Origin of the sequence: Okeania sp. (genome assembly GCF_035285525.1) — a bacterium.
Taxonomy (GTDB): Bacteria; Cyanobacteriota; Cyanobacteriia; order Cyanobacteriales; family Microcoleaceae; genus Trichodesmium.
Genome location: NZ_JAYKGW010000031.1, coordinates 16,009 through 39,597 on the forward strand (window position 1 = coordinate 16,009; position 23,589 = coordinate 39,597).

General features: G+C 34.8%; 21 protein-coding genes. 11 read left to right on the forward strand and 10 right to left on the reverse strand.

Annotated features, from left to right (window positions below; genetic code table 11):
* Window positions 1-168: 168 nt before the first annotated feature.
* Together VKJ25_RS03310 and rlmD are read right to left on the reverse strand one after the other, a co-directional pair.
* On the reverse strand, window positions 169-510 hold the full coding sequence (locus VKJ25_RS03310; RefSeq protein ID WP_324235201.1) for a YkvA family protein: 342 nt from the start codon (window positions 508-510) through the stop codon (window positions 169-171).
* A gap of 275 nt (window positions 511-785) precedes the next feature.
* Entirely contained in the window at window positions 786-2,285 is a 1,500-nt protein-coding gene (gene rlmD / locus VKJ25_RS03315) for a 23S rRNA (uracil(1939)-C(5))-methyltransferase RlmD (protein WP_324235202.1), read from the reverse strand.
* 68 nt (window positions 2,286-2,353) lie between these two features.
* On the opposite strand from rlmD, the gene VKJ25_RS03320 reads away from it, so the two are divergent.
* Entirely contained in the window at window positions 2,354-2,839 is a 486-nt protein-coding gene (locus VKJ25_RS03320; RefSeq protein WP_324235203.1) for an allophycocyanin subunit alpha-B, read from the forward strand.
* A gap of 534 nt (window positions 2,840-3,373) precedes the next feature.
* On the opposite strand, the gene VKJ25_RS03325 is transcribed toward VKJ25_RS03320, so the two are convergent.
* The 4 genes from VKJ25_RS03325 to VKJ25_RS03340 form a co-directional block, all read right to left on the reverse strand.
* Entirely contained in the window at window positions 3,374-4,312 is a 939-nt protein-coding gene (locus VKJ25_RS03325) for an undecaprenyl-diphosphate phosphatase (protein ID WP_324235204.1), read from the reverse strand.
* A 262-nt stretch (window positions 4,313-4,574) separates the two neighbouring features.
* Window positions 4,575-6,722, reverse strand: coding sequence for a protein phosphatase 2C domain-containing protein (locus VKJ25_RS03330; RefSeq protein WP_324235205.1), 2,148 nt, complete (start codon window positions 6,720-6,722; stop codon window positions 4,575-4,577).
* A 166-nt stretch (window positions 6,723-6,888) separates the two neighbouring features.
* Window positions 6,889-7,227 (reverse strand): NAD(P)H-quinone oxidoreductase subunit M, encoded by a 339-nt coding sequence (gene ndhM / locus VKJ25_RS03335; protein ID WP_324235222.1) that lies wholly within the window; start codon window positions 7,225-7,227, stop codon window positions 6,889-6,891.
* A gap of 228 nt (window positions 7,228-7,455) precedes the next feature.
* Window positions 7,456-9,333 (reverse strand): hypothetical protein, encoded by a 1,878-nt coding sequence (locus tag VKJ25_RS03340; RefSeq protein ID WP_324235206.1) that lies wholly within the window; start codon window positions 9,331-9,333, stop codon window positions 7,456-7,458.
* An 867-nt stretch (window positions 9,334-10,200) separates the two neighbouring features.
* Between VKJ25_RS03340 and VKJ25_RS03345 the strand changes: the two genes are divergently transcribed.
* From VKJ25_RS03345 to VKJ25_RS03365, 5 genes are all read left to right on the forward strand, one after another.
* Window positions 10,201-10,407 carry a hypothetical protein gene (locus VKJ25_RS03345; protein ID WP_324235207.1) on the forward strand — a complete coding sequence of 69 codons (207 nt, stop codon included), beginning with the start codon at window positions 10,201-10,203 and terminating at the stop codon, window positions 10,405-10,407.
* A gap of 545 nt (window positions 10,408-10,952) precedes the next feature.
* Window positions 10,953-11,480, forward strand: coding sequence for a phosphoribosyltransferase (locus VKJ25_RS03350; RefSeq protein WP_324235208.1), 528 nt, complete (start codon window positions 10,953-10,955; stop codon window positions 11,478-11,480).
* A 370-nt stretch (window positions 11,481-11,850) separates the two neighbouring features.
* Window positions 11,851-12,204 (forward strand): hypothetical protein, encoded by a 354-nt coding sequence (locus tag VKJ25_RS03355; RefSeq protein WP_324235209.1) that lies wholly within the window; start codon window positions 11,851-11,853, stop codon window positions 12,202-12,204.
* A gap of 71 nt (window positions 12,205-12,275) precedes the next feature.
* Complete coding sequence (locus VKJ25_RS03360) at window positions 12,276-13,556, forward strand: acyltransferase (protein ID WP_324235210.1); 1,281 nt, start codon at window positions 12,276-12,278, stop codon at window positions 13,554-13,556.
* Between the two features lie 611 nt (window positions 13,557-14,167).
* Complete coding sequence (locus VKJ25_RS03365; RefSeq protein WP_324235211.1) at window positions 14,168-14,563, forward strand: hypothetical protein; 396 nt, start codon at window positions 14,168-14,170, stop codon at window positions 14,561-14,563.
* A 173-nt stretch (window positions 14,564-14,736) separates the two neighbouring features.
* Here VKJ25_RS03365 and VKJ25_RS03370 read toward each other — a convergent pair whose 3' ends face one another.
* The 3 genes from VKJ25_RS03370 to rbfA all read right to left on the reverse strand — a co-directional run bounded on the left by VKJ25_RS03370 (window position 14,737) and on the right by rbfA (window position 17,726).
* Window positions 14,737-14,961, reverse strand: coding sequence for a DUF4327 family protein (locus VKJ25_RS03370; RefSeq protein WP_324235212.1), 225 nt, complete (start codon window positions 14,959-14,961; stop codon window positions 14,737-14,739).
* Between the two features lie 312 nt (window positions 14,962-15,273).
* Window positions 15,274-16,869, reverse strand: a complete 1,596-nt coding sequence (locus tag VKJ25_RS03375) for a glycoside hydrolase family 3 N-terminal domain-containing protein (protein ID WP_324235213.1) — start codon at window positions 16,867-16,869, stop codon at window positions 15,274-15,276.
* A 470-nt stretch (window positions 16,870-17,339) separates the two neighbouring features.
* Window positions 17,340-17,726, reverse strand: a complete 387-nt coding sequence (gene rbfA, locus VKJ25_RS03380; protein WP_324235214.1) for a 30S ribosome-binding factor RbfA — start codon at window positions 17,724-17,726, stop codon at window positions 17,340-17,342.
* 85 nt (window positions 17,727-17,811) lie between these two features.
* On the opposite strand from rbfA, the gene sipA reads away from it, so the two are divergent.
* A complete protein-coding gene (gene sipA / locus VKJ25_RS03385; protein WP_324235215.1) occupies window positions 17,812-18,099 on the forward strand; it encodes a regulatory protein SipA in 288 nt (95 codons plus the stop codon).
* Between the two features lie 5 nt (window positions 18,100-18,104).
* Here the strand turns inward: sipA and VKJ25_RS03390 are convergent, their stop codons facing one another.
* Complete coding sequence (locus VKJ25_RS03390) at window positions 18,105-18,647, reverse strand: alpha/beta hydrolase (RefSeq protein ID WP_324235216.1); 543 nt, start codon at window positions 18,645-18,647, stop codon at window positions 18,105-18,107.
* 1,833 nt (window positions 18,648-20,480) lie between these two features.
* Between VKJ25_RS03390 and VKJ25_RS03395 the strand changes: the two genes are divergently transcribed.
* The 4 genes from VKJ25_RS03395 to VKJ25_RS03410 all read left to right on the forward strand — a co-directional run bounded on the left by VKJ25_RS03395 (window position 20,481) and on the right by VKJ25_RS03410 (window position 23,360).
* Entirely contained in the window at window positions 20,481-20,801 is a 321-nt protein-coding gene (locus VKJ25_RS03395; protein ID WP_324235217.1) for a 2Fe-2S iron-sulfur cluster-binding protein, read from the forward strand.
* A 132-nt stretch (window positions 20,802-20,933) separates the two neighbouring features.
* Window positions 20,934-21,128, forward strand: coding sequence for a hypothetical protein (locus VKJ25_RS03400; protein WP_324235218.1), 195 nt, complete (start codon window positions 20,934-20,936; stop codon window positions 21,126-21,128).
* A 298-nt stretch (window positions 21,129-21,426) separates the two neighbouring features.
* The gene (locus VKJ25_RS03405; RefSeq protein ID WP_324235219.1) at window positions 21,427-22,485 is read left to right on the forward strand and encodes a DUF3326 domain-containing protein; all 1,059 of its coding nucleotides are present in this window, start codon (window positions 21,427-21,429) and stop codon (window positions 22,483-22,485) included.
* 290 nt (window positions 22,486-22,775) lie between these two features.
* Window positions 22,776-23,360 carry a CPBP family intramembrane glutamic endopeptidase gene (locus VKJ25_RS03410; protein WP_324235220.1) on the forward strand — a complete coding sequence of 195 codons (585 nt, stop codon included), beginning with the start codon at window positions 22,776-22,778 and terminating at the stop codon, window positions 23,358-23,360.
* Window positions 23,361-23,589: the final 229 nt, after the last annotated feature.

Consider the following 23,589-nt stretch of genomic DNA (forward strand, 5'->3'; position numbering starts at 1 on the left):
GGAGTGTGGGAAGTGTGGGGAGAAATAATCATAAGCCTGTAGGGACGTTGCATGTAACGTCCCTACAGGGCTCTATTCAGATGTACAAGGTAAATAGTCAAAATCTTGTAGTGCGGGCATCTTGCCCGCGACGGGTGTACTTCACAGCCAGTAGAAAGCACTATCTCTTTACGCTTCTTTTTCTTTTTGCATTTCTGGCATAGAAACTGCATTTACATCAACTGTATTATCAGTAGCAGTTGAGTCTTGGTTATTCACATTAGATGCTACTGTGGTATCTTGACCCTGACGTAATTTCATAAAATCAATTACCATCTGAGACACTTCTGCAACTAAAAGAGTGACAATAGCCACATCATCAATTTGTCCTACAATTGGAATAAAATCTGGAGAAATATCAAAAGGACTTAGTACATAAGCTAAGGTTCCCAGAATAACCCACCAACGATATTTAGGGTTACGAATAATATTGCGATACCAAGTATATAGAGATTGAATGGAAAAACTCATTTAATAATCCTCAAATTTAAAATTTACTTACACTTATAATAATGGCAGAATTTCAAACTGTATGTCAGTGTTAATACTAACCATAAATTTTTCTAGAAAATTCTACAATTAAAATTCTGGAATAGAGCAATCCAAATTTGTACTATAGCCATAAGAAATCAACTGTAGGGGTTTGGAGGCCAAACCCTCAGAAGTTAGGAGTAGGTTAAGTTCCCCTCCACCGGAGGGGTTAGGGGTGGGTTCTCCTTTGCCAATAAACTATAGACTCATCTACTTTAGTTTCTTACTCCTTCCTCCTTCTCCTCTCTTCCTTCTTCCTTCCTCACCAAAAATGTCGCACACTCAACATGAGAAGTTTGAGGAAAAAAGTCTGCTGGTTGTATTTTCTGCAAATAATATTCACCAGTTCCACAGAGAAATTTTAAATCACGAGCCAAGGTAGCAGGTTTACAACTAATATAAATAATACGCTCTGGTAAAATTTCTAATAATGTCTCTAAAACTGAGCGATCGCAACCTTTCCTCGGTGGATCTAATAAAACTACATTTGGTTTAACTTCCAACTGAGGCAACAACTTCTCAACTTTTCCTACATAAAAATCTACGTTTTTCAAATTATTAATTTCGGCATTAAATCTAGCTTGTTCGATAGCAACTGGTTGTACTTCTAAACCAATAACCGAACTTTTTATATCTCCTATTTCCAGAAAATTATTATCACTAATATCCTGTAAATATTTTGCCAAAGGTAAAGTAAAAGTACCAACTCCACAATAAGCATCAACAATAATTTCTGAACCACTCAAAACCAAATTTTCAAGAATAACCTCCATTAATTTTTCTGCTGCTTTTGTATTTACCTGAAAAAAGGTATCAGCAGTTAATTGAAAATTTAAACCTCCAAACTTTTCCTCCAGATAAAACCGACCAGCAATACCAACAGTTTCCTTTCCAAAAATAGTATTTCCTGGTTGAGAATTATAGTTCAAACAAACACCCACTAACTGAGAATAATTTGACAACCATTTTTCAGCTTCAACTTTAATACCAGGCAATAACTTTTCTGTATTTTCCTTACTCCCATTAACCACCAAAGTTAATAAAATTTCCCCCGTTTTTTCTCCTATCCTCAAAGATAAATGACGTAAAATTCCTATATGTTTTTGTTCATCATATATTTCCCATCCTTGCCTACCAATATCCTCCTTAATTTCTTTAAGTAAAAGATTTAAACGTTCATCTTGAATCGGACATTGATTCAAATTAATTAACTTATGACTACCCTTCTGATAATATCCCGCCTTAACTTGACCCGTAGTAGAAATACCCAGAGGATATGTCACCTTATTACGATATCCAAAAGGCGATGGAGATGGTAAAATAGACCCCACCTTCGGTAACTCTAATCCGCCAATTCTTTCTAAAGCTTGAATCACCTGATTTTGTTTAGCTTCAAGCTGATACTCATAACTAATATGTTGCCATTGACACCCACCACATTTGTCCGCCACAATACAATGAGGCTTAATCCGCTCGTCAGATTTTTCCAAAAGCTTCTGTAATTTTCCATAAGCATATTTAGATTTGACAATTGTCAGACGAGCTACGAGGCGATCGCCAGGAACTGTATCCGGGACAAATACCACTTTTTGGTCATAACGACCCACTCCATCACCATTATCTGTTAAATCTGTGATAGTTATTTCTACTAGCTGACCTTGTTGCCAAACTAAATTGGCCGATTTTTGCTGGTTGATGTCCACTAACTTCTTCATAAAATTTGATGACCAGGAAAGACGTAAATAGCTAAAATAAAATATTATTCAGTAAATTTTCCATAATTATGAGTGTAGTTAGTCAAGTTATTCTCAAAGCAGACGATGAATTACGTTACCCCAGCAGTGGGGAACTTCAATCCATAAATACTTTTTTGAAAACAGGTGAGCAGCGTGTCAATATCGCTAGGGTGCTTTCTGAAAATGAAAAGAAAATTGTGGAGAAAGCTAGTAAAGAGTTATGGCGTAGACGTCCAGACTTCATTGCTCCTGGAGGTAACGCCTTTGGTCAACGTGAGCGTGCCTTATGTCTCCGGGACTATGGTTGGTACTTACGTTTAATTACCTACGGGATATTAGCTGGAGATAAAGACCCTATTGAAAGTATTGGTTTGATTGGGGTTCGGGAAATGTATAATTCCTTGGGTGTACCTGTTCCAGGAATGGTAGAGTCAATTCGTTGTTTAAAGGAAGCAAGTTTGGCTTTACTTGATCAAGAGGATGCTAAGGAAACTGCTCCTTACTTTGACTTTATTATTCAAGCAATGTCCTAATGGTTAATTAATAATTAATAATTGATAATGAATAATTAATCTATCGTAGGGTGGTAAATGTTTGGTGGGTGCGGGTTTAGCTAACTTTATGTAAAAACTCGTTAACTAACTGGTGAAACCCGCCCCTACTTTTGATAAAAAATACTGTAGGGGCGGGTTTGAACAGAAATTTTCCGGTTTCATCTCAGACTTACCTAAACCCGCCCTCTTTTCTACCACATCAAAATATGTTATGAACGGGTAAATGTGGGGTGCGGGTTTAGCTAACTTTATGTAAAAACTCGTTAACTAACTGGTGAAACCCCCCTCTTTTCTAAAACATCAAAATATGTTATGAACGGGTAAATTTGGGGGGCGGGTTTAGCTAACTTTATGTAAAAACTCGTTAACTAACTGGTGAAACCCGCCCTCTTTTCTAAAACATCAAAATATGTTATGAACGGGTAAATGTGGAGGGTGCGGGTTTAGCTAACTTTATGTAAAAACTCGTTAACTAACTGGTGAAACCCGCCCCTACTTTTGATAAAAATACTGTTAAACATTCTCCAAAATACCACCAGCGATCGCTCCTAAAATTAATACCCCAAAAGCTAATCTATACCAAACAAATATCCAAGTATTTCGGGTTTGTAAATATTTAATCAACCAAGCAATAGCTACATAAGAAAAAAATATAGCAGAAATAATACCAGCAATAGTCGGAACTAAACCTACACCTCCAAACCCTTCATCCAAGAGAGTTTTCAATTCCACTAAACCTGCCAAAGTAATTGCTGGAAGACCCAATAAAAAAGAAAATCTGGCCGCCGTCGCTCTTTCTAATCCCATAAACAAACCACCCGTAATAGTTGAGCCAGAGCGAGATACCCCAGGAACTAATGCCAAAGTTTGGGCTATACCCATCAGGATACCATCCTTAATATCTAATTCTTCAAAATTACGTTTTCGACTGCCAATTTTTTCAGCAATACCTAATAATAAAGCCATAACTATAGAAGCAATAGCGATCGCTACTGTACTGCGCAGTGGGGAGTTATCAAAATCTGGAATAAATATTTTAATTAATAATCCAAAAAATACTATTGGCAAAGTACCAATAGCAATGCCAAGTGCCATTTTAAAATCTGGGGACTGGTAATCAGATTTTAGAAGAGATTTATAAGCACCAAATGTGATTTTTGTCAAGTCATCCCAAAAATACCACACAACTGAAACAATACTGCCTAATTGAATAACTGCTGTAAAAGCTACACCAGGATCTCCCCAACCTAGAGCCACAGGAACCACTTTGAGGTGAGCAGTGCTACTGATAGGTATAAATTCTGTTAATCCTTGTACCATTCCCAGAATAACTGCTTGAAAAATGCTTAACTGTTCCGAGGTAGTTATTGGTTGAGATGTTAATGATTGACCAACTTGTGCTAAAGAGATAAAAATTAGAGCGCTGAAAATTACTCCACAGAAAAATTTCATCAATGTAGGGTTTTAATAGAATAATGATTGGATTATAGCATTACCGTAGGGGTTTGGTCTCCAAACCCTCTACTCCAAACCCTCTACTCCAAACCCTCCACTCCAAACCCTCTACTCCAAACCCTCTACTCCAAACCCTCTACTCCAAACCCTCTACTCCAAACCCTCTACTCCAAACCCTCTACTCCAAACCCTCTACTCCAAACCCTCTACTCCAAACCCTTTACCAACTAACCATTTCCATCCAAAAACTTCAAAACTTTTACCTTTGCAAGAAATCTATAGCACACTCACCTAATTGTTCTGAATTTCCATATTGTTCTGAATTTCCATCAAAATAATTAACAATATCTAGACGACTTTCTATGTTCAATTTTTGAATCCAACCTCTATCTTTTGGCTGTAAATAATCAATAACTTCTTGCTCGCTATTTAATGATTCTGTAACTGAGCAGACCTCTAATTCTAACCAAGCTTCTTCAGACTGAATAATTTTTCTCGTTACTTTTAGGATACTACCTTGAGAAACTATACCTTTAATAATATTTCCTCTGGTATTAGTTCGTAACTTAATCGGTTTATTTAAGTTTAACTTATTTGCTGAAGAATTGCGATCGCCAATCAATATGAATGAATTTACATCTAAAGATAAACTCTTAGAAGATGTAGATGTAGGACTTGGTAAGAAATCAGGTTTTTCTTTCCTATTCTCAACATTATCAGAAATGTTTTGTCTTGGTGCTATAACTTCGATTAAATCTTTGACTATAGGACTTAGCAAAAATACCAATACTCCACCTAATCCCAGAAGGATAAAAATTCCTAAAAGATAAAACCACCGATTTTTAGATTCTAAGTCAAACATAACAGTTTGATTTTTAGACTCAATAGATAGTTTTTTTAACTGTGCAGACTTAATCTCTATAGGTGGGAGTGATAGCTCTGTTGCCTGACTTCTAGCAGTAACCCGATAATGCAATAAACCTACTGTCACATTATCATGCCCATTTTTGCTATTAGCAATTTTAATTAATCTATCCCTAACCGTAGCTAAATCAACCTTTCCATAAAATAATGGCAATATTTCTGTTTGCCAACATTCTTCTACCCTATTTTTATCACTTAAACCATCAGAACAGATCAAGAAAATACTATCCTCATCTATCGGAAAACGTTGCACTGTAGGATATAGACTCATGGAGTTAGTAATACCCAAAGCTTGCGTTAAAGCACCTGATGCAACTTGTTGAATGGCATCATTATATAGAGAATAACCTAACCTAACTTGACGACTAGCAATATCGTCATCTACAGTAACTTGATAACATCTGTTGGGAGTAATCCAATAAGCACGACTATCTCCTATATGACTAATGTAGAGTTCATGCAAATTCGCAAGTGCCATCACTAAAGTAGTTCCCATCCGCTGACGACCTTGGCGTTGCTCATTATCATTTTGATCGCAAATAGCATCATTAGCCATACAAACAAATTCTTCTAACTTCGTACTGATAGTTACAGAATCTTCATTTTTAGGAATCTTTTCCAATTGTTCAGACAAAACTTGAATTGCTAACTGAGAAGCTCTTTCGCCCCCATCTTGACCACCAACACCATCACATACAATGGCTACAGTATTAGAACTAGGTGGATAACTAATCAGTGTTTTACTAGGTGGAAAACAAGCGTCTTCATTGTGATCACGACTTGGTCCAGTATCTGTAGCAGTAGTAATATGAATGCTCCGAACCTGGGATCGCCCCAATGCTTGTAAGGCGTTATCTAACTGTGTTATTAATAAATCAGCATTTTCTACTTCACCTGTCATCATTTGCTCGGACAGTTGTTTCAAAAATTTTGCTACTCCTGGTTGAGCATTCTTCACCCATTTCTGCCATAATCGACCCAAATGCTGCAATGTCACAGGTTTTTTATCTGGCTGTAGTTCCAATAAACGTACTAACTGCCCTTCTACTCGCAGATTTTCTGGATTTAGTAAACTAGAACCTACTTGTTGTACAATTAAAGGTTGCCAAAGTTGAGCTATTTGCCACAACCAGTTTAGCTGTCGCATCGGTGTAGCATTTGCCCATACTGTAGTTATTTGTGGCATCAAGCTAGCTGTTTCTAGATTTATTGGTCCCCCTTCTAACAGCCAAATTTTTTTGGCCTTTTGGTTGGATGGTAAGGAAACCAGTCCAAAAACTTGAGGAATATGAAGTCGATAGGAAAATAATTTTAGATATGGCCTTATTTTACCCGGAATTTCTTGAGGCATTTCGGGCATTTTTTGTGGTTGAGTATCAAGTAATATCTTACTCTGCTCAACTTGATAGCGATCTGCTATTATTTGTCCTGGCCGATAGGTTTTGATTCCTTCACCTATAGCCCATAGGTAGTGTTTTGGCATAGTGCTTGGCATCTGGAATACTCACCACTTTCGGCCATTTCCGTGATTAGTTTTTTCAGGGAACAGGGAACAGGTATGGAGGGAACAGGGAGCAGAAAAGAAGAAAAACAACTGTGCTAGTTATTATAAATTTAATCAGCCAGCCCTAATTATTAACTATTAACTATTAATTATCGACATCTACTCTAGGTAATCCTAGACTATAATTATTAACACGACTACCAAGATTATAACTAATTTGACCTAATTGTAGTAATGAACGGACAAAATGTTCTAAATCGGAACCTATACAGCGAAGGTTATATTCAGTTAAGTCTGACCCATTGTAAGATTCTACCAATTCGTCAAACTTCCGGTAAACCTGCTGCACCGCATTATCATTCCAGTTAAGTTCATTATCAGGGTCAATATCTAAAGTTAATACTTTGTCATCTGGAACAAGTTCATTATTTTCCACTATTCCGGCAAAAATACGAATATGTCTAGTTGTTGACTTTAATAGCAATAGCATAATTAATTCTCTCTGGTGTCACTTTTTGTTAAATTTTATCTTAACTGTTGTCCTAGTAAGGGTATATTATAACTACTATTCCAGATTTATAGCGGAAGGCATCAGGAAAAATCTTCCTTTGTTTGGCTTTTATGCTTTTGATGGGTTCTAACCTTTGCTTCGACTACTATATTAACTAATTCTTAAGTTCTGGCCTATTTTTTCTGTGGCTAAAAGAAACATTCACTTCCATTCTGGTCCTGTCAACTTACCTCGTAATTGCCATTTACCTAAATTAGGGTCATCAACTTCTAATAGTCCACTATACAACTGTTGCTTGGCATAAGGACTATCCAAAACAGGCCAATTTTTTAAAATTCTTTTCTCTCCATTAATCACAGCATTTCCAATAGCACCATCCTGCTGATAAGTCATTACTATGCGATCGCCTGCTAAACTCAAATAACTCAAACGCCCCTTACTATTCCATTTTCTATCATCAACTTTAGTCTTATCCAACGCCTGTTTCAAACTTTTCAAGTCCTTAATATCAGCCACCCTTGCCACATCAGTTATCCAAGCTGTTTTTCTACCCTTGGCCACCATTCCTTGATAATCTGGATATTGCCGAGAAACAGGTATCTGAAAACTTAATTCATCTGCCCAATATCTAGCACATAACCAAATATTTTCCATCCGCCAAATGTACCAATTTTTATATTTTGTCGGTTCACCATAACGTTGTGGCCAGACTAAATGAGATTGGGCAGGTACTCCGGCCTGCAAATCTCGATCATTGAGAATCAACTGAAAAATTACAGCCCCTTTTTCCTGAACATATTGGTCTCCGGGACTACGACCAGTTGCCTGCGCTCCATGATAAGTACCTGCTAAATTGACCACTCCATTATTAATCCCATTTGGGTCGCGCACCACTAACTTATAAGTAGCATACTGTGCCCTAATAGTACCTTCAACTTGATAACTGCGGGTAGGATCTAATAAAGTTCCTAAACTATAATCTTTGGTTATATAAAAAGTCTCCCATAAATTATTTCCTTGAGAATAAGTATAGTAAATTGGATGACTTGCCTGTAGTCTAAATGGTAATGGTACTTGCTTACGAGCTAATGCCCGTAAATATTCTGGGGGACGATAGGTACTAAGAGCGGGTGCCAATGCTAACCTCATGCTACTTTGTCCCATTTTTTCTAATGCTTCAGTTCCATCTCCCCACCACATCCAAGCTACTGCACTTAACCCACTATTCCAGGTATTGCGGTCGAAGCCTCTACTTTCAGCACTTCCAGCAGTTCCCCAACTGAGTCTTAATGCCATATTAGTTGCATACCAATCTAGCAAACCTTTGGCTAATTTTTTTAACTCTGGGTCACGAGCAAAATCGTAGAGATTGAGCAATGCACCGATACTATATCCATAATAAGTAGAAGAATGAAACTCTCCTTGTCCAATAGTTAAAAATTTATTCAGTTCACTTCGTAACCATGCCTCATTTGTAGCTTCACTTGCGGGATCTCCTACAGACCAACCACTACCATTCATCAATGCTAAACCAGATGCACGCTGCATAAACATATGATTTTCTGTGCCAGTTTTTGTCCAATTTCGGACTTTCGGTAGTTGTAGTTGATTTTGGTAAGATGTTAATATTTCTGACGGCATTTGGTCTCGAAATAAAAAGAAAATTCGCACATCTAAATAACTACGAAAGTGATAAAAACTTGGTTTATCTTTATCAAGTTGTAGCCAAATTTTCCAAGTTTCTTCTTGGTTATAAAATTTGCCTGTTGGTTCATTTTCTAAACTTAATCTAGCTAAAATTACTGGGAGTAAATATTTATGAGGATCTCCTATTTTTCTTTCCCTCCACCAACTATCTAATTCTTCTAAATCTATGGCTGCTATTTGCTGACGAACTGCTAAACTTCTCTCTTGAAATTTCTTTTTTTCTTCCCCTGTTTTTTGTGCTAAAATTGTTGTTATTTTTCTATTTTCTGCTAATTTTATTTGATTCTTTTTTTGACATCCAGATATTATTAATAATGATAATATAATTACAAATATTGCTAGGAATTTATAAGATATTTGCTGAAATTTCATATTTTTAAGTTATTGGAATTTTTTCTATAATGGTGATAATTATAAGGTAGTGCTTTAGTTACTAAAAAACATAATTGGGTACATCTCATACTTATAGCCATAAGAAATCATTCGTCAGAAAAAACTGTAGGGGTTTGGTCTCCAAATCCCTTGGCGCTTTGCTTTGGAAAGCAAAACCCTACCATAAAATCTTACAATTTAATTAGGGCTGGCTGATTAAATCTAAAAGCATTGACAGATAAATGTTTGCATAATTTTAGGGGCTGATTTCTCGGGAACCGTAAAAGTACCAAATTTTGAGTTGATTGAACAGAAAAAGTGAGGACTTTATGATAATTATAACAGGAAAACTAAGGGGGGATTATGAATAACCACTTCTTCTACAACTGCCCGTTTTTCCTAACTCTTCACTACTCCCTACTCCCTATTCCCTAACCTAACCATCAGACTAAAGAAGCGCAAACCCTAATTAGAATTTCTATATTTGCAAAAATACTTTTTTTCTATTCTCTCCATACCTATTCCCAGTTAAGTTTTCCCTGTTTCCTATTCCCTAAAAGCAAAAAAATTTTCGCTTTTTTCAAAATTGAGATGCACCCAGAGAATTGGGGTTTGCTTATGGAAAATATTTTTGTTAACGTAGGAAATAGGCAGTAGTGAAGAGTCAAGTCAGTTGATGTCGTTCTGAAAATTTTGTTACAAAAGCAAACATTTTAACACCAATTTAACTTTTGAATGTTTACTTGAGCTAATGTGATAAATGATTAATTGGTGTGATATATATCACCAAAACTGAAGCTGTTTATCACAGTGATTAAATTTTTAAGAAGTAATACTTAAGATACTGATATACAATAATTAGGTTTTATGGGATATTCACATCAAACTCTTTTACCGGAAGTAGTTATTACAGACTTAGTATTCCAAGTTTATCGATCTGGTATCTTGACTCGAGAACAAAGAAAGCAACTTAGAAGTCTATTTTTACACCATAGTCTCAGTGAAGAAGATACAACAGCAATTAATAGATTACTTCATGCAGTTCGTCGTGGATGGTTCAAAGTTGCTGATTAAAACTTTGCTATGGTATAGCAATCCTATTTTATTGGTCTACAAAATTAATTGCATTGCTTTTAGGGAATAAGGAACAGATAACAGGTGAGATTTTCAGTTTTTTTAGTTACTTTTTAATTTGTCACAGTCTATTGAGGATTGCGATATTTTGCTTGACTAATCAAAAAGGAGATAAAGTGAATAGATTGTATTTTAATTTCAATTTTTTATTCACTGACGACTTCCTTTGTGCCTCAATAATTTCATCCTGGTCATTTCAGTTATCAGTTTCTATCGCTGTTTGCGCAGCATTGCGCAGGAAAGCCTTGTGCTTGAAATACTAAAGTTTATTTTTTTCATCCCCTTGCGACGCAGTCAAGAGGAGACTGGATATCTTATTTTTTTGTGAAAGATACCAAATAGTTTTTATATAGAAATAGAAAACAATATTATATTATAATACATTATATGCCCTTTTTATGTGTAAGTTTTGATAAGTTGAGAAAAAACAGTGTTTTTGGGTAAAATTAACTCAATTGTTTTTACCATTATTTTCACATTCACAAATGAGTGATATTTATATTTCTTGGCCAGAATATCATAAAGCAATTGAATGTTTAGCAGCAAAAATTTATGAATCTCAGTGGGAGTTTAATCAAATTGTATGTTTAGCTAGAGGGGGAGTAAGAGTAGGAGATATTCTTTCTCGTATCTTTGACAAGCCTTTAGCTATTCTTGCTGTTTCTTCTTATGGTGGTTTTCAAGGTAAAAAACGAGGTAATATCAAAATCGGTAAAAATTTGACTATGACTACAGATGCTCTAGGTAGTCATATTTTGTTGGTTGATGATTTAGTGGATTCAGGAATTAGTATTAAAGAGTCTAAGGTTTGGCTACAAGATAATTATACTCAAGAAATTCAAGAATTAAAAACTGCTGTTTTATGGTATAAGGCTTGCTCAATATTTGAGCCTAATTTCTATGTTGATTTTTTAAATGATAATCCTTGGATTCATCAACCTTTTGAGAAATATGAACACATTAATCCTGTTGATTTAACTTTAGACAAAAAAAGTTTATTAATTAATAATTAGGGAACAAGAAACAGGGAACAGTTTCAATTTAAACCTTTCTTTTCCTTTTACTTACAAGTCCCTTCTTGCTTCTAAAATGTAACTAGGGTTTACTGCCAAAGGTTACAGCCCTTACAGGTACTAATCAAGTACCAGCTTTTAGATGATTTCGGTACGGTACGGTTCCCGAAAAATCGTTACAAAATCATCTATTCTAGGATTTTGGGCATTTCGAGGGTTAGAAAATTAAGGGAAGATTGTTCTGGCTACCTCTTCTATGATTCTCATTCCCATACAGATTCTGGATTCTGGATTCTGGTTCCTCTCAACCAAACATGATATTATAATTGCAGTCTGTTATTTTTTAATATCTATTTGTATTTTATTTCTTATGTCTACTTCTAAACTAACTTTGAATTTGGTAGAGGGTTCTATATCTTTTGATTTTACTCCTGAAGCTGCAAAAAAGTTACAAAGTGCGATTGCTGAATTAATCCAACAATTAAAATCTGCTGCTGCTAAAACTGCTGCGGGGACTTCTGGTAAACCAACTCCACAAAAACCTACAGAATATCAGTATATAGGAGATGTATTTTTAGAAGTCTTTTGCAATCCTAATATTTGGCCTAGTCCTTTTGCTGCTAAATTATTAATTACTTTGCGAGATGAGCGAATTAGAATAACTACTGAAGCTGAACTTACTAGAGTTTATGATGATATTAATCAATATTTAGATCAAGTATAGCACTTAGGAATGATTTGTGAAAAAAAAATGTAGGGGTTTGGTCTCCAAACCTATATAACCATATAACTAAAATGCTGAGTTTTCTACCCAGAAAAGCAAAAAGAGTGGAATTAATAAAAAATAGCACTGTGCATTGTGAGTATCAACTTTCAAAATTTGATACTCACATGGGGGTTTGGCCGTATTACGGTGTAATAAATTGGTATAAGCATCAAATAGATTCTCATAGATTAAAAATAGCAATTCAACAAATAGTAAATAGTGTACCAATTTTAGGAGGAAGATTAGTAAGAAAATTGTTTTCGACCTTAAAAGTTGTCTGTAACCCACAAAAATCTGGTGTTGGTTTTATTGAAATTGATTTAGGGGAACAGGAAATAAATCTTGAGAATTTATTAGATGCCAAAAGTTATGTAAAAAATGAGTTTAATATTCCCAAAAATTCTTCAGATGCTATTAATCAAGATACTCCATTACTGTATGTGATTTTGAATCATAATCAAAATTATTATGGTGTAAGTCTGCTGATCAATCATTTTATAGCAGATGGTGGAACATATTTTAAATTATTAGAATATCTTTCTCAAGCATATGAAGATACAGAATATGTTGCTAACTCTGAACCATTATTTACCATAGATTTTCAGAAAATAGATGACTTTATTGCGACAAATTTTAAAAAATTATCATGGCAAGACAAAATTTTAAGTTCAACATCTTTTATTGTTTTTGTATTAAACAGTTTTTTTCAAAATCAGGATAACTGGAGTTATCTTGAATGTATTTTAACTAAAGAAAAGTTAGACTTAATTAAGAGGAATAGCAAAAATTTGTCTAACGAAGAAAGTGCATATAGCACAAACGATGCTTTATTTGAATTTTTATCGGTTGTTCCGATTAAACGATTTATTTTTCTTTGTAATTTAAGATATAGAAATGTTGGCATACCTAAAAATTATTTAGGAAATGCTGAAGCTTTCGTTTTAGATTTAACTAAGCCAGAAAACAATTATATGTTAAAACATACTGATGTGAGAAAATCAGTAAATGAACTTCCGCGAATATACGGCTTCATATCTACTTTTGATGGCAAATACTTATGTCATAATTCTTGGGTTAAATTACAAAATTATTCACCTGGTTTTGGTGGTAAATTAATTTTCCAAAAGTTCTTTGAATTTGATGATATACCCAAAGATTTTTTATCGTTTGCTTGTCAAAGTTCAGGAATATACAAATTGACTGAAAATCAATATTTATTGATATGTATCAATTTAAAAAATGTTGTTTCCCAAATAGAAAAGAAGTTAAAAAAAATGGGTGTAGAAGAGATTTTGATTAAAACATCCTAATCAAGTATATAGTCTTGGCAAATTAGGTATTCTTCAGAAATAAATTAGCTTTTAAATTGCCAGTTATTAAAATAGAAAATCTAGATTTAGCTAGAAAATAAAAATATAAGTGCTTATGCAAAAATAATTATACATTACTATTATATATCTTCAATCTTCATAAATAAATTATCACTTCTTTTCCCTGTTCCCTCTGTCAACTAGGAAATTAATTTTACATCACTACTTAGGGTTTACTGATTAAATATATAAAGAATTAGCCGATAAGAGTCAAAGCATTTTTAGAGCAAAAAAACTACCAAATTTTGCTTGACAAGATACGGTTCCCGAAAAATAAAAAAGTTAGTATTTGAGCAAAAGTTGGGCAGAAAAATTATCTCTTAATTTTTCTGACTACCTCCTCTGTAACTCCCTATTTATCTTGATTTTTAACTACTCCCTACCAAGTGCAAAAAGAATTTATTCAGCCAACCCTACTTAATACTTTACTAGAAAAAATATTCTCAAATAACTTTTCAGTTGCTTCTATCCGCGCTATATTACCAGTAAAGTATATTTCTCAATTTTAATAAAAGAGAAATTGTCATTTGATATTAAGAGAGCTTACAATTATGAATCCTGAAGATCTGACCCAAATAGTACAAAAAGGATTTCGTGTCACCCTAGGTGCTACATCCTTTTTCTTTGAGACTTTGCAAGACTCTAGTAAACGGGATGAAAATTTGAATAAATTAAATTCTGATTTTAATCAACTAACTGAGGAGTGGGTTAAAAGAGGAGAAATGACTGAACAAGAAGCTCGAAACTTTGTTGATACAATTTTGAATCAACAAAATAGTCAAGTCAATGTTGACAGCACAACTTCTTCTTATTCTTCTTCCAACCCTGCTTCTAATTCTGGTATTGTAGAATCAGATATACAAAGAGATTTGTTAGAACTAACTAAAGAAATAGCAAATCTACGGGCTGATTTACAAAAATATCAGGAGTCAGAGTCTCAGAGTTAAATTTATTTTAAAATTGTTTCTGCAAATAAAAAAAATATTTGACACATTATAACACCCCGATCTATATGTGTCTTATATGCTTATTCAGCTATTAATTAAAGTTCTGAAAAAGTAGGATAAATTATATTGCCTAACCTAGATAAAAATCTATTTAACTGGGTTAGGCTTTTCTTTTAGTCGTTGTCCCATTGTTCACTACCTATAAGGTCAGCAATTCGATCTCTGAGTAGAAAATTACACTGTTCTAACTCACCCTCTACACAGGCCCATTCCCTGGCCGGAATATACTGGCAAAGAGTATAAATAGGTTGCTGACGACTGAGAACTCCTTTCTGTACAAGTTCTAATGCTTCGTCCCTAATGATATCTAATGAATATTGAACTGTGGTGTAAGTCATGGTTATCCCCTGGACCTAGCTTAAGTGGTTTTCTCTGATACTAATAATATAAAGCAAAATAAATAATTCTGTGTGTTATTTTTTTCAGTATATACAGTTACAATTTTTTCTATTTTTTAGATAAGTATTCTAAAAGTTATGAGACCAACACATTGTCTATAGTGTTGGCCTAAATTGCATCTATATACTTTAAATTTGTGCCCATTAGCGAGTTAATTTCAGATTTTTCTGGTCTTTTCACCTCAAAAAATGTTATCCGCATTATCACTTTGATTGGATTTTGTCAAAAATTAGGTAACATTTTGTGATGTTTTAGAGAGAAGATAGGAAATCTGGAAATAAAATTTCTAGAGCAATAGCTTGAGCTTTTGGCATTTGTCCATAACAAAATATATAGGGTATCTCTGATAAAAGTTCTGCTGAAAACTGTTTCAGAGTATATTGACTACCGTATATGATTAGACCTTGGAGTTCACCATTTTTTAATAATTTCTTAACCAAATCATCTGCTAATTGTGTTAGGCTGGCAGACTTACCGAAAGGATTGCCACGAATAAATAGTTGCAGTAAAGTCGAGCCATGAGAGGTAAAGTTGGGGAGGGCTTCAGAATTATTATCAATTAGATGTGGTTGATAACCATATTTTTGGGGAATAGCGATCGCTGGAGTATGATTACCTAAAAAAGGAGTGTTAAGTAAATCCTGTACCACTATTAAATTGCGTAAATGATTATTATTTTTGCTAGGAGTAAGAGAACCTCCTGCTGCTTGGATAGAATCTTGTAAAATTTGAGCTACAGTTTCTTGTGCTTTTGGTTGAGCTAACTTTTCAACTAAATTATATGTAGGAGATGAGGAATAATCTGATATTTTTTCGTCTCCAGGTTGCCAAGTAGGATATACTTTCCTTTTAGCTTGCCAAATTCTCTCTAAAGACTCATCAATTCGCGATTCAGAAATCCGGCCTTGAGTCACCGCATCACAAACAGCATTAATTGTCACCTCCGCATCTAAAGGCATCAACAAAATATCTGCACCAGCTTCCACAGCTAAAACAGAAGCCTCCGCCAAACCATAACCATTAGCGATCGCCCCCATCACCAAAGCATCAGTTACAACCAACCCATCAAAACCCAAATTTTGACGTAATTGACCTGTAATAATTTTATGGGATAAAGTAGCAGGTAGTTCCTCATCCCAGGACGGAATTAATAAATGGGCACTCATTACAGAATCTACCCCAGCAGCGATCGCCTCCCTAAAAGGAGGTAACTCAACCTCTGCTAATCTATTCTCCCAATGAGGTATAACTGGTAAATCAAAATGAGAATCAACTCCCGTATCCCCATGACCAGGAAAATGTTTGGCAGTAGTTAAAACTTGATATTCTTGAGCGCCTCCAATAAAAGCCCTTGCCAACTGACCAACTAACTCCGTCGTTTCTCCAAAAGCCCGAATATTAATCACTGGGTTATCAGGATTATTATTCACATCTACCACTGGAGCTAATACCCAATTTAAACCAATAGCCATAGCTTCTTGAGCTGTAATAGCGCCCATAGTTTCTGCATATTTTTGCGCTTTTGTCAAGTCAGTTTTAGCAATAGCAGCGATCGCCATTGGTGGGGGGAACCAAGTTGCCCCAGCAAACCTTTGACCAACTCCTTCCTCAATATCAGCAGCTAATAGCAAAGGAATTTTTGCCCAAGACTGGAGTTGTTGAATGCGAGTTGCCAAGTCTACAGTACTCCCATCCACAAAAATTACTCCTCCAACACCCAAGTCTTGTAGCCAATATTTGAGCTTGTGAATAGGGGGTTCCCAGACTGGATAACGAATTTGATTGTCAAATAAATACCCAGATGCTCTTACTACGACCATCTGAGCTACTTTTTCTTTTAAATTCATAATTTCAGTAAGAGTAAATTTAGAAATAGGTTATATAATTTCTGGTTAGGTAGTCCTAAATAGCAATGGTATGAAGTAAAAAGGAATGATTAGTAGAGGAGTAAAGGAGTAGGAGAGCAAAATTTAGGTTGGGTTGAGGAACGAAACCCAACCTAAATCTGGGTTTCTGTGTTCAGCTATGTAAGTTTTGCTAAAAATATCAATCTATTATTTCTACTTAAGACTTGCTGAATTATTTATCAAAGCATTGAAATTCTAAAGTTTTAGCATTTTTAGGTCAAAAAAATTACGAAATTTTCCCCTGAAAAAGCTGAAAAAATTAGTATTTGGGCAAAAAAGGGGAAGAAAAATCAAGGGATAATTTTTCCGATTTATTCGGGAACCGTCTAACTTCCTTTTTTCTCTACCGACAATAAATAGACCCTGCTTGAAAGGGGAGGTGTTTAACCTGAATAATTATTAATTATTAATTATTCTGTAATATCTTCTGTTTCCTGTTCTTGGCGTTCCTGGGAAAGTTTGTTTAACAGTGATATAATTTCAGTCCCACGCTCTAGGGAACGGTCTTCAATAAAAATAATTTCTGGAGTTCGACGTAGACGTATTCTATGGCCTAACTCACTACGGACATAGCCAGTAGCAGATCTTAGACCTGCCATAGTTTCCGACCTTACCTGGTCAGAGCCATAGATACTTACAAATATTTTAGCGTGTTGTAAGTCTCCAGAAATATCTACATCTGTGACACTAACCATACCAGTACCTACACGGTTATCTTTGACACCATGGAGCAACATCTGGCTGATTTCCTGCTTTATTAATGAAGCAACCCGGGAAATGCGACGACCTGTAGCCATGATTATTACCCTCTAAACTTGATTTCACTAAATCTATATTAATCCCTTTGTTAAACTTATGACAGCTTATTATTAGGAATAAAAAATGGAGAATGATTTTTTTATTGGCCAGAAAGTCAGATTAGTGGTTCAGCCACCATACATTAAAACTGCTGAATCAATGCCTATATTACGTCCTCCTAATGTAGTGCGTTTGGGTGAATTAGGAACTATTTTAAGTTGTAAATCAGAAAATTATTGGACAGTTCGTTTCAAAAAAGGAGCATTTCTAATAGATAGTCAATATATAGAAGCCGTGGCAGTTGATTCAGAAACTGCCCAGCTAAATCATAGCAATGAAGATAGGGATAAAATAACTCCGTCTTTGGAATAGTAGATTTATTGTAGCAGTTCTTCTAGATTGCCAATAGCTTCTTGAACTTTTCCTACTATTTCGTTAATCTTAGCTAGATTTATGTACATATCTGTAGTAGGATATTTTTCCATAATCTCTAGTATTGATATTCGGTTATCATCTATTGCGGCTAAAATAATTGCTGAACGCAGGGCTTTATCACTTTCCTTGTCGTATCTAGTTTGAACTACTTCACTTATTGCTTTGGTAATATTTTGGCCACGCTCACTATATAAGACTTTGGCTAGTTTAGCGATATCAGCTCCTATTTCTAATGACATTATGCCACGAATTGTCTTAGGATTGATATCTTTTGATGCGGCCAGGGCTTGTCTAATTGTCTTGGTAGTTTCACCTGTCTCTGCAAATCTTCGTAAGTCCTTAACTTTGACCGATGCCTGTATTGGGCCAGTTATATCTATGACGACTTTGCTAGCTGCGATCGCGCTTTGAGAGGAAAATATTACTCCACTTATAGTCCCGAAAATGGCTAATGAACTACGGGACAAGAGATTTGATAGTTGCATGGTTAATTAATACTGAATTAGATTTTAATCTAAGGTTTCTAAATATTTAATTGATTATAAATTATTTGTCAAGCTATTTGAATAATGGATAATGGATAATTGATAATTATAGTTGTTTAACTTAAACTGGAGAGTACAAAGTTTTCCTAAAAAAATATTTGCTTTCAAGGTTAAACTATTACTAGCAGATGCTTAAACAACCGACAATTCTCAATAGAAAGTTGGTAACTTTTAAATAGCTAAAAGACTTAGCTAGCAATAGTTATTCCTAAAATTTTGCACTGTCTAGTATAAGAATGAGACAAATATTTCTTCCTATGAAAGGATTTCAGCCGAAAAGGTGTTTCATCCTTAAGTTAAATGACTATATAGAGAGTTAAAAAAAACTATAGCGCTATAGTTTTGAGTTCTATATCTATGGTCTATGTGTAAGTCCTATATTAATTATTAATTATTCAATAACATAATAATTTTTGCGGATAGTATAGATATTAAATAGGTAAGCATTCAGCCGTCAGCTATCAGCTATAAGAAGAGTGCTTTTATCATTCACTAAAAGCAATATTTAACTGAGCTATAAAAATCTTTCTACAAAACTCACCTCTAAAGTTTTTACTCATTTAAACCTCATGTTTAACCACAGGTTCTTATTCCTGATAGCTGACGGCTAATAGCTGTTTGCGTAGCATTCCGCAGGAAATGCTTACTTAAATAGGGTTGGCGCTCAAAAGTATTTTAAGGAGATGGGGAGATAGGGTGATGGGGAGTAATTCTGTTTACCCAACTCTTCCCGAAAATACTAGCTTTTTGATTTTTCACCGATTTCTCTGGAACCGTACCGTACCAGACCTACCCAAAAAGTTGCACTTTTTCCGCACCTAAAAAGGCACTTACCTTTATATATCAAAATTTTTAGATTTCTAGCCCGCTTACCCTAAATAGTATTTTTTTGTCTTCAGTTCCTCATACAGAAATAAATGTTAATTTTCCTTAAAAAAAATCAAAATAAACAGCTATAAAAAAAAATAATCAGAGTATTATACATCTTCGCAAAAGAAGCAATAGACAACAGATAATGGGAAGAAATAATTGATATTTATGTACGATAATTGATTCGATTTTTTATTTGTGGAGATGTCTATTTTAAATATAAAAAGATTAATATTAAATATTATATATAGCAATTATGATAATAGTGAGATACAAAATTTGAGGTTTGAGGGAACAGAGATATAGAAAAGAAGAAAAAAAACTTTATTTCATAACTTTCGTAATTCCTATATTTATAAATGTAGCAAAATAAACTTATTATTTTCTATTATCTTTTCTCTACAAAATGCAACTTTGTAGTTTAACAGTTGCAGCATATTTCATATCAGTAAAGCACACATTAAGACAGCCTAGAAGGGTGTGTTACAAAGGTTGGGTCTTTAATATTGATGCTTAACTGTCGATGACAGCCTAGAAGGGTGTGTTACAACTGTCGATGACAGCCTAGAAGGGTGTGTTACAAAGGTTGGGTCTTTAATATTGATGCTTAACTGTCGATGACAGCCTAGAAGGGTGTGTTACAACTGTCGATGACAGCCTAGAAGGGTGTGTTACAACTGTCGATGACAGCCTAGAAGGGTGTGTTACAAAGGTTGGGTCTTTAATATTTCTAGTTAACTATTCTCGAAAGTGCTGTATGATAATATCTATGTAAATTGTAAAATTTTGTTTCATTTTCAGAAATTAGGTTGCTATAAATCTCTAAAAGAGTTAATTTTAACAATGCTTCGTAAACTAAAAAAAACTGAATTTTGATTGGGAATTAAGTCTACTAATTAAAATATGTCTAAGATTTATAATGTTGAAATCCATCACCAAGGAAAAACTCACACTATAGAGGTGCCAGAGGATAAAACAATTCTCAAGGCTGCTGAGGAGGCTAAACTAGGTTTGCCTAATTCATGTAATGCTGGGGTTTGTACTACTTGCGCAGCTCAAATTATTGGAGAGGGTAGTGTAAATCAAAGCGATGGGATGGGTGTTAGTCCAGAACTTCAAGGTGAGGGTTATGTGTTATTGTGTGTTGCTTATCCTCGGTCTGATTTAAAGATAGAAACTGGAAAGGAAGATGAGGTTTACACTCGTCAATTTGCTTCTCCATAAATAACTTTGTAGAAACAAGAAGGAAGTAACATCCTTAATTAAGGGGATGAAAAAAAATAAACTTCAGTATTTTAAGCCTCTGACTTTATCGCTGACTAAAGAATAACTAATAACAAATAATTGATAACTGAAATGACTACTCATTTTATTAACGCTGAAATTGATCTACAAGAATCACCAGTAAAACTTAATGAAGAAATTGAAAAAGAGTTAGAAAAAAGAGGTACTCCTCTACGTTGGGCTGTAACAAAAGTAGATACAGAAAAACAAAAAGCTCATGTAGAAGCAGTAATATTTGAGGAAACAAATTTAACAACTAATTATTAATTAACTAAAATTTCCAGTCACTTGTTTCAGGGCGTTGCCGTTTAACTATTTAGTGGTTGAGCAACTACGAACAACTAAGCTTTCAGGTTTTTGAGTAAGTTTGATTAAGTTTGGTTGAGCAGTTGCTATTAATAGACATCTCCAAAAATAAAAAATATAATCAATTTTTATCCATAAATTATCAGTTATTCTTCCCTGTTCTCTCTTTTCTGGAGATGTCTAATAACTGATAACTGATTCGAGAGATTTATTTCAAGTATCGGTACTGATAACTGATAACTGTTAACTGATAACTGAAATGATACTACGTCCTTACACAGTAGTCTTAATTATTCCCACGGGTATAGGTGCATCTATTGGTGGTTATGCTGGTGATGGTTTGCCAGTCGCACGGGCGATCGCTCAAGCCTGTGATACTCTCATCACTCACCCCAATGTCCTGAATGGGGCACAGCTTTATTGGTCATTGCCTAATGCTCTCTATGTAGAAGGATATGCCCTTGACAAATTTGCTCAAGGATGGTACGGATTACAACCAGTACATCAAAACCGAATAGGTTTAATTCTAGACCAGGCCATTGAGCCAGAATTGCAACTGCGCCATTTACAAGCTGCTGATGCGACGAGAGCAACTTTGGGTCTAAATCTCACAGACTACATGGTGACAGATTCCCCATTAGGAGTAGAACTACGACAGTCTGAGTCTGGAGCATCCTGGGGTACAATAGCTAATCCTGATAGTTTACTACGAGCAGCAGATACCCTAATTCATAAAGCAAAGGCGGAGGCGATCGCTGTTGTGGCCAGATTTCCTGATGATGAAGGTAGTACAGCATTAGAAGAATATCGTCATGGCCAAGGAGTTGACCCCCTGGCAGGAGCAGAGGCGGTTATTAGTCATTTAATTGTGAAAACTTTTCAAATTCCTTGCGCCCATGCACCTGCTTTGTTACCTTTACCATTAGACCCTAATTTATCACCTCGGTCTGCGGCTGAAGAAATTGGTTATACATTTTTGCCTTGTGTTTTGGTTGGTTTGAGTCGTGCGCCACAGTTCGTGAAATTAAAAGATGGTTTACCAATTTCTAATAGTATTTGGGCACAACAAGTTGATGCGGTAGTTGTACCTGCTACAGCTTGTGGAGGTAGTGCGGTGATGAGTTTTAGTCAAACTAGAGCCAAAATTATTACGGTGAGAGAAAATAAAACCCAGATGGAGGTCTTACCTGAAAACTTAGGGATAAAGGCGTTGGAGGTAAATTCTTATCTAGAAGTTTTGGGGATATTGGTTGCTGATCGGGCAGGTATTAGTCCAAATGCTTTAAGATCGGAAGTATTATCAATTGGTAGAATATAGTCAGGACTGATGCAAAACAACCAAGAAACCGGGTTTATTGCTGTGAGATTGTTGCTCAAACCAAGAAATTTACTTGATAAACTCGGTTTCTGCTTAAGTCCTAATAGTAACAATAGTAACAAAATTTTTCAATAATAAAACAGAACTTACGCAAAGCAACTAAGAAACCGGGTTTATTGCTTTGAGATTGTTGCTCAAACCAAGAAATTTACTTGATAAACCCGGTTTCTGCGTAAGTGCTATAAAAAATAAAATCTATATATTGAGCAAACATCATTAATCCTAGACAAGTGACAGAAAAAAATCCTGACAGCCCAGAAATTGAACCATTAACTCGCATCCAAGTGTTATTCGCAATGGGAATAACAGCATTAGTATTACTGGCGATATCTAAAATATGCCTGCTTTTTGGTGTGAATTTATTGCCTGTAACTTTGAATTTGAGGGCATTGTTTTGGGGAATAGCGATCGCTCTAAGTATTACTACTGCTAGTGCGATAATTTACCGTGTTTGGCCAGCTTATCGTTGTAGTGCGGACAGATATTTAATGTTAGTGCTAACTCCTCTGTTATGGCCTGATTTAGTCTGGTTGGGTTTGCTTCCTGGATTAAGTGAAGAGTTATTATTTAGGGGTGTAGTTTTATCTGCTTTGGGATTAGATACATTAGCGTTAGTTGCTTCAAGTGTTTTTTTCGGTGTTTTACATTTGAGTGGTAGGGAACAATGGCCTTATATGATTTGGGCAACAATAGTTGGTTTTGTTTTAGGATATAGTGCTTTAGCAACAGGTAATTTATTGATACCAATTATTGCTCATGTTTTGACAAATTTGATTTCTAGTAGTGTGTGGAAGTGGGAACATAGGGGAAGTTAAAATTCCAAAGTCAAAAGTCAAAAGTCAAAAGTAAGATTTTATAGAAAAATTCCAAATTCCAAAGTCAAAAGTCAAAAGTAAGATTTTATAGAAAAAGTCAACAGTTAAAAGTTAAAAGTTAAAATTCAAAAGTTATATTTTACAGAATTACAACTTTAACGTTATAGTAATTTCAGGAAATTATTTCACATATTAAAGTTGGAAAATATTTGTGAAATTTCTAAAGTGA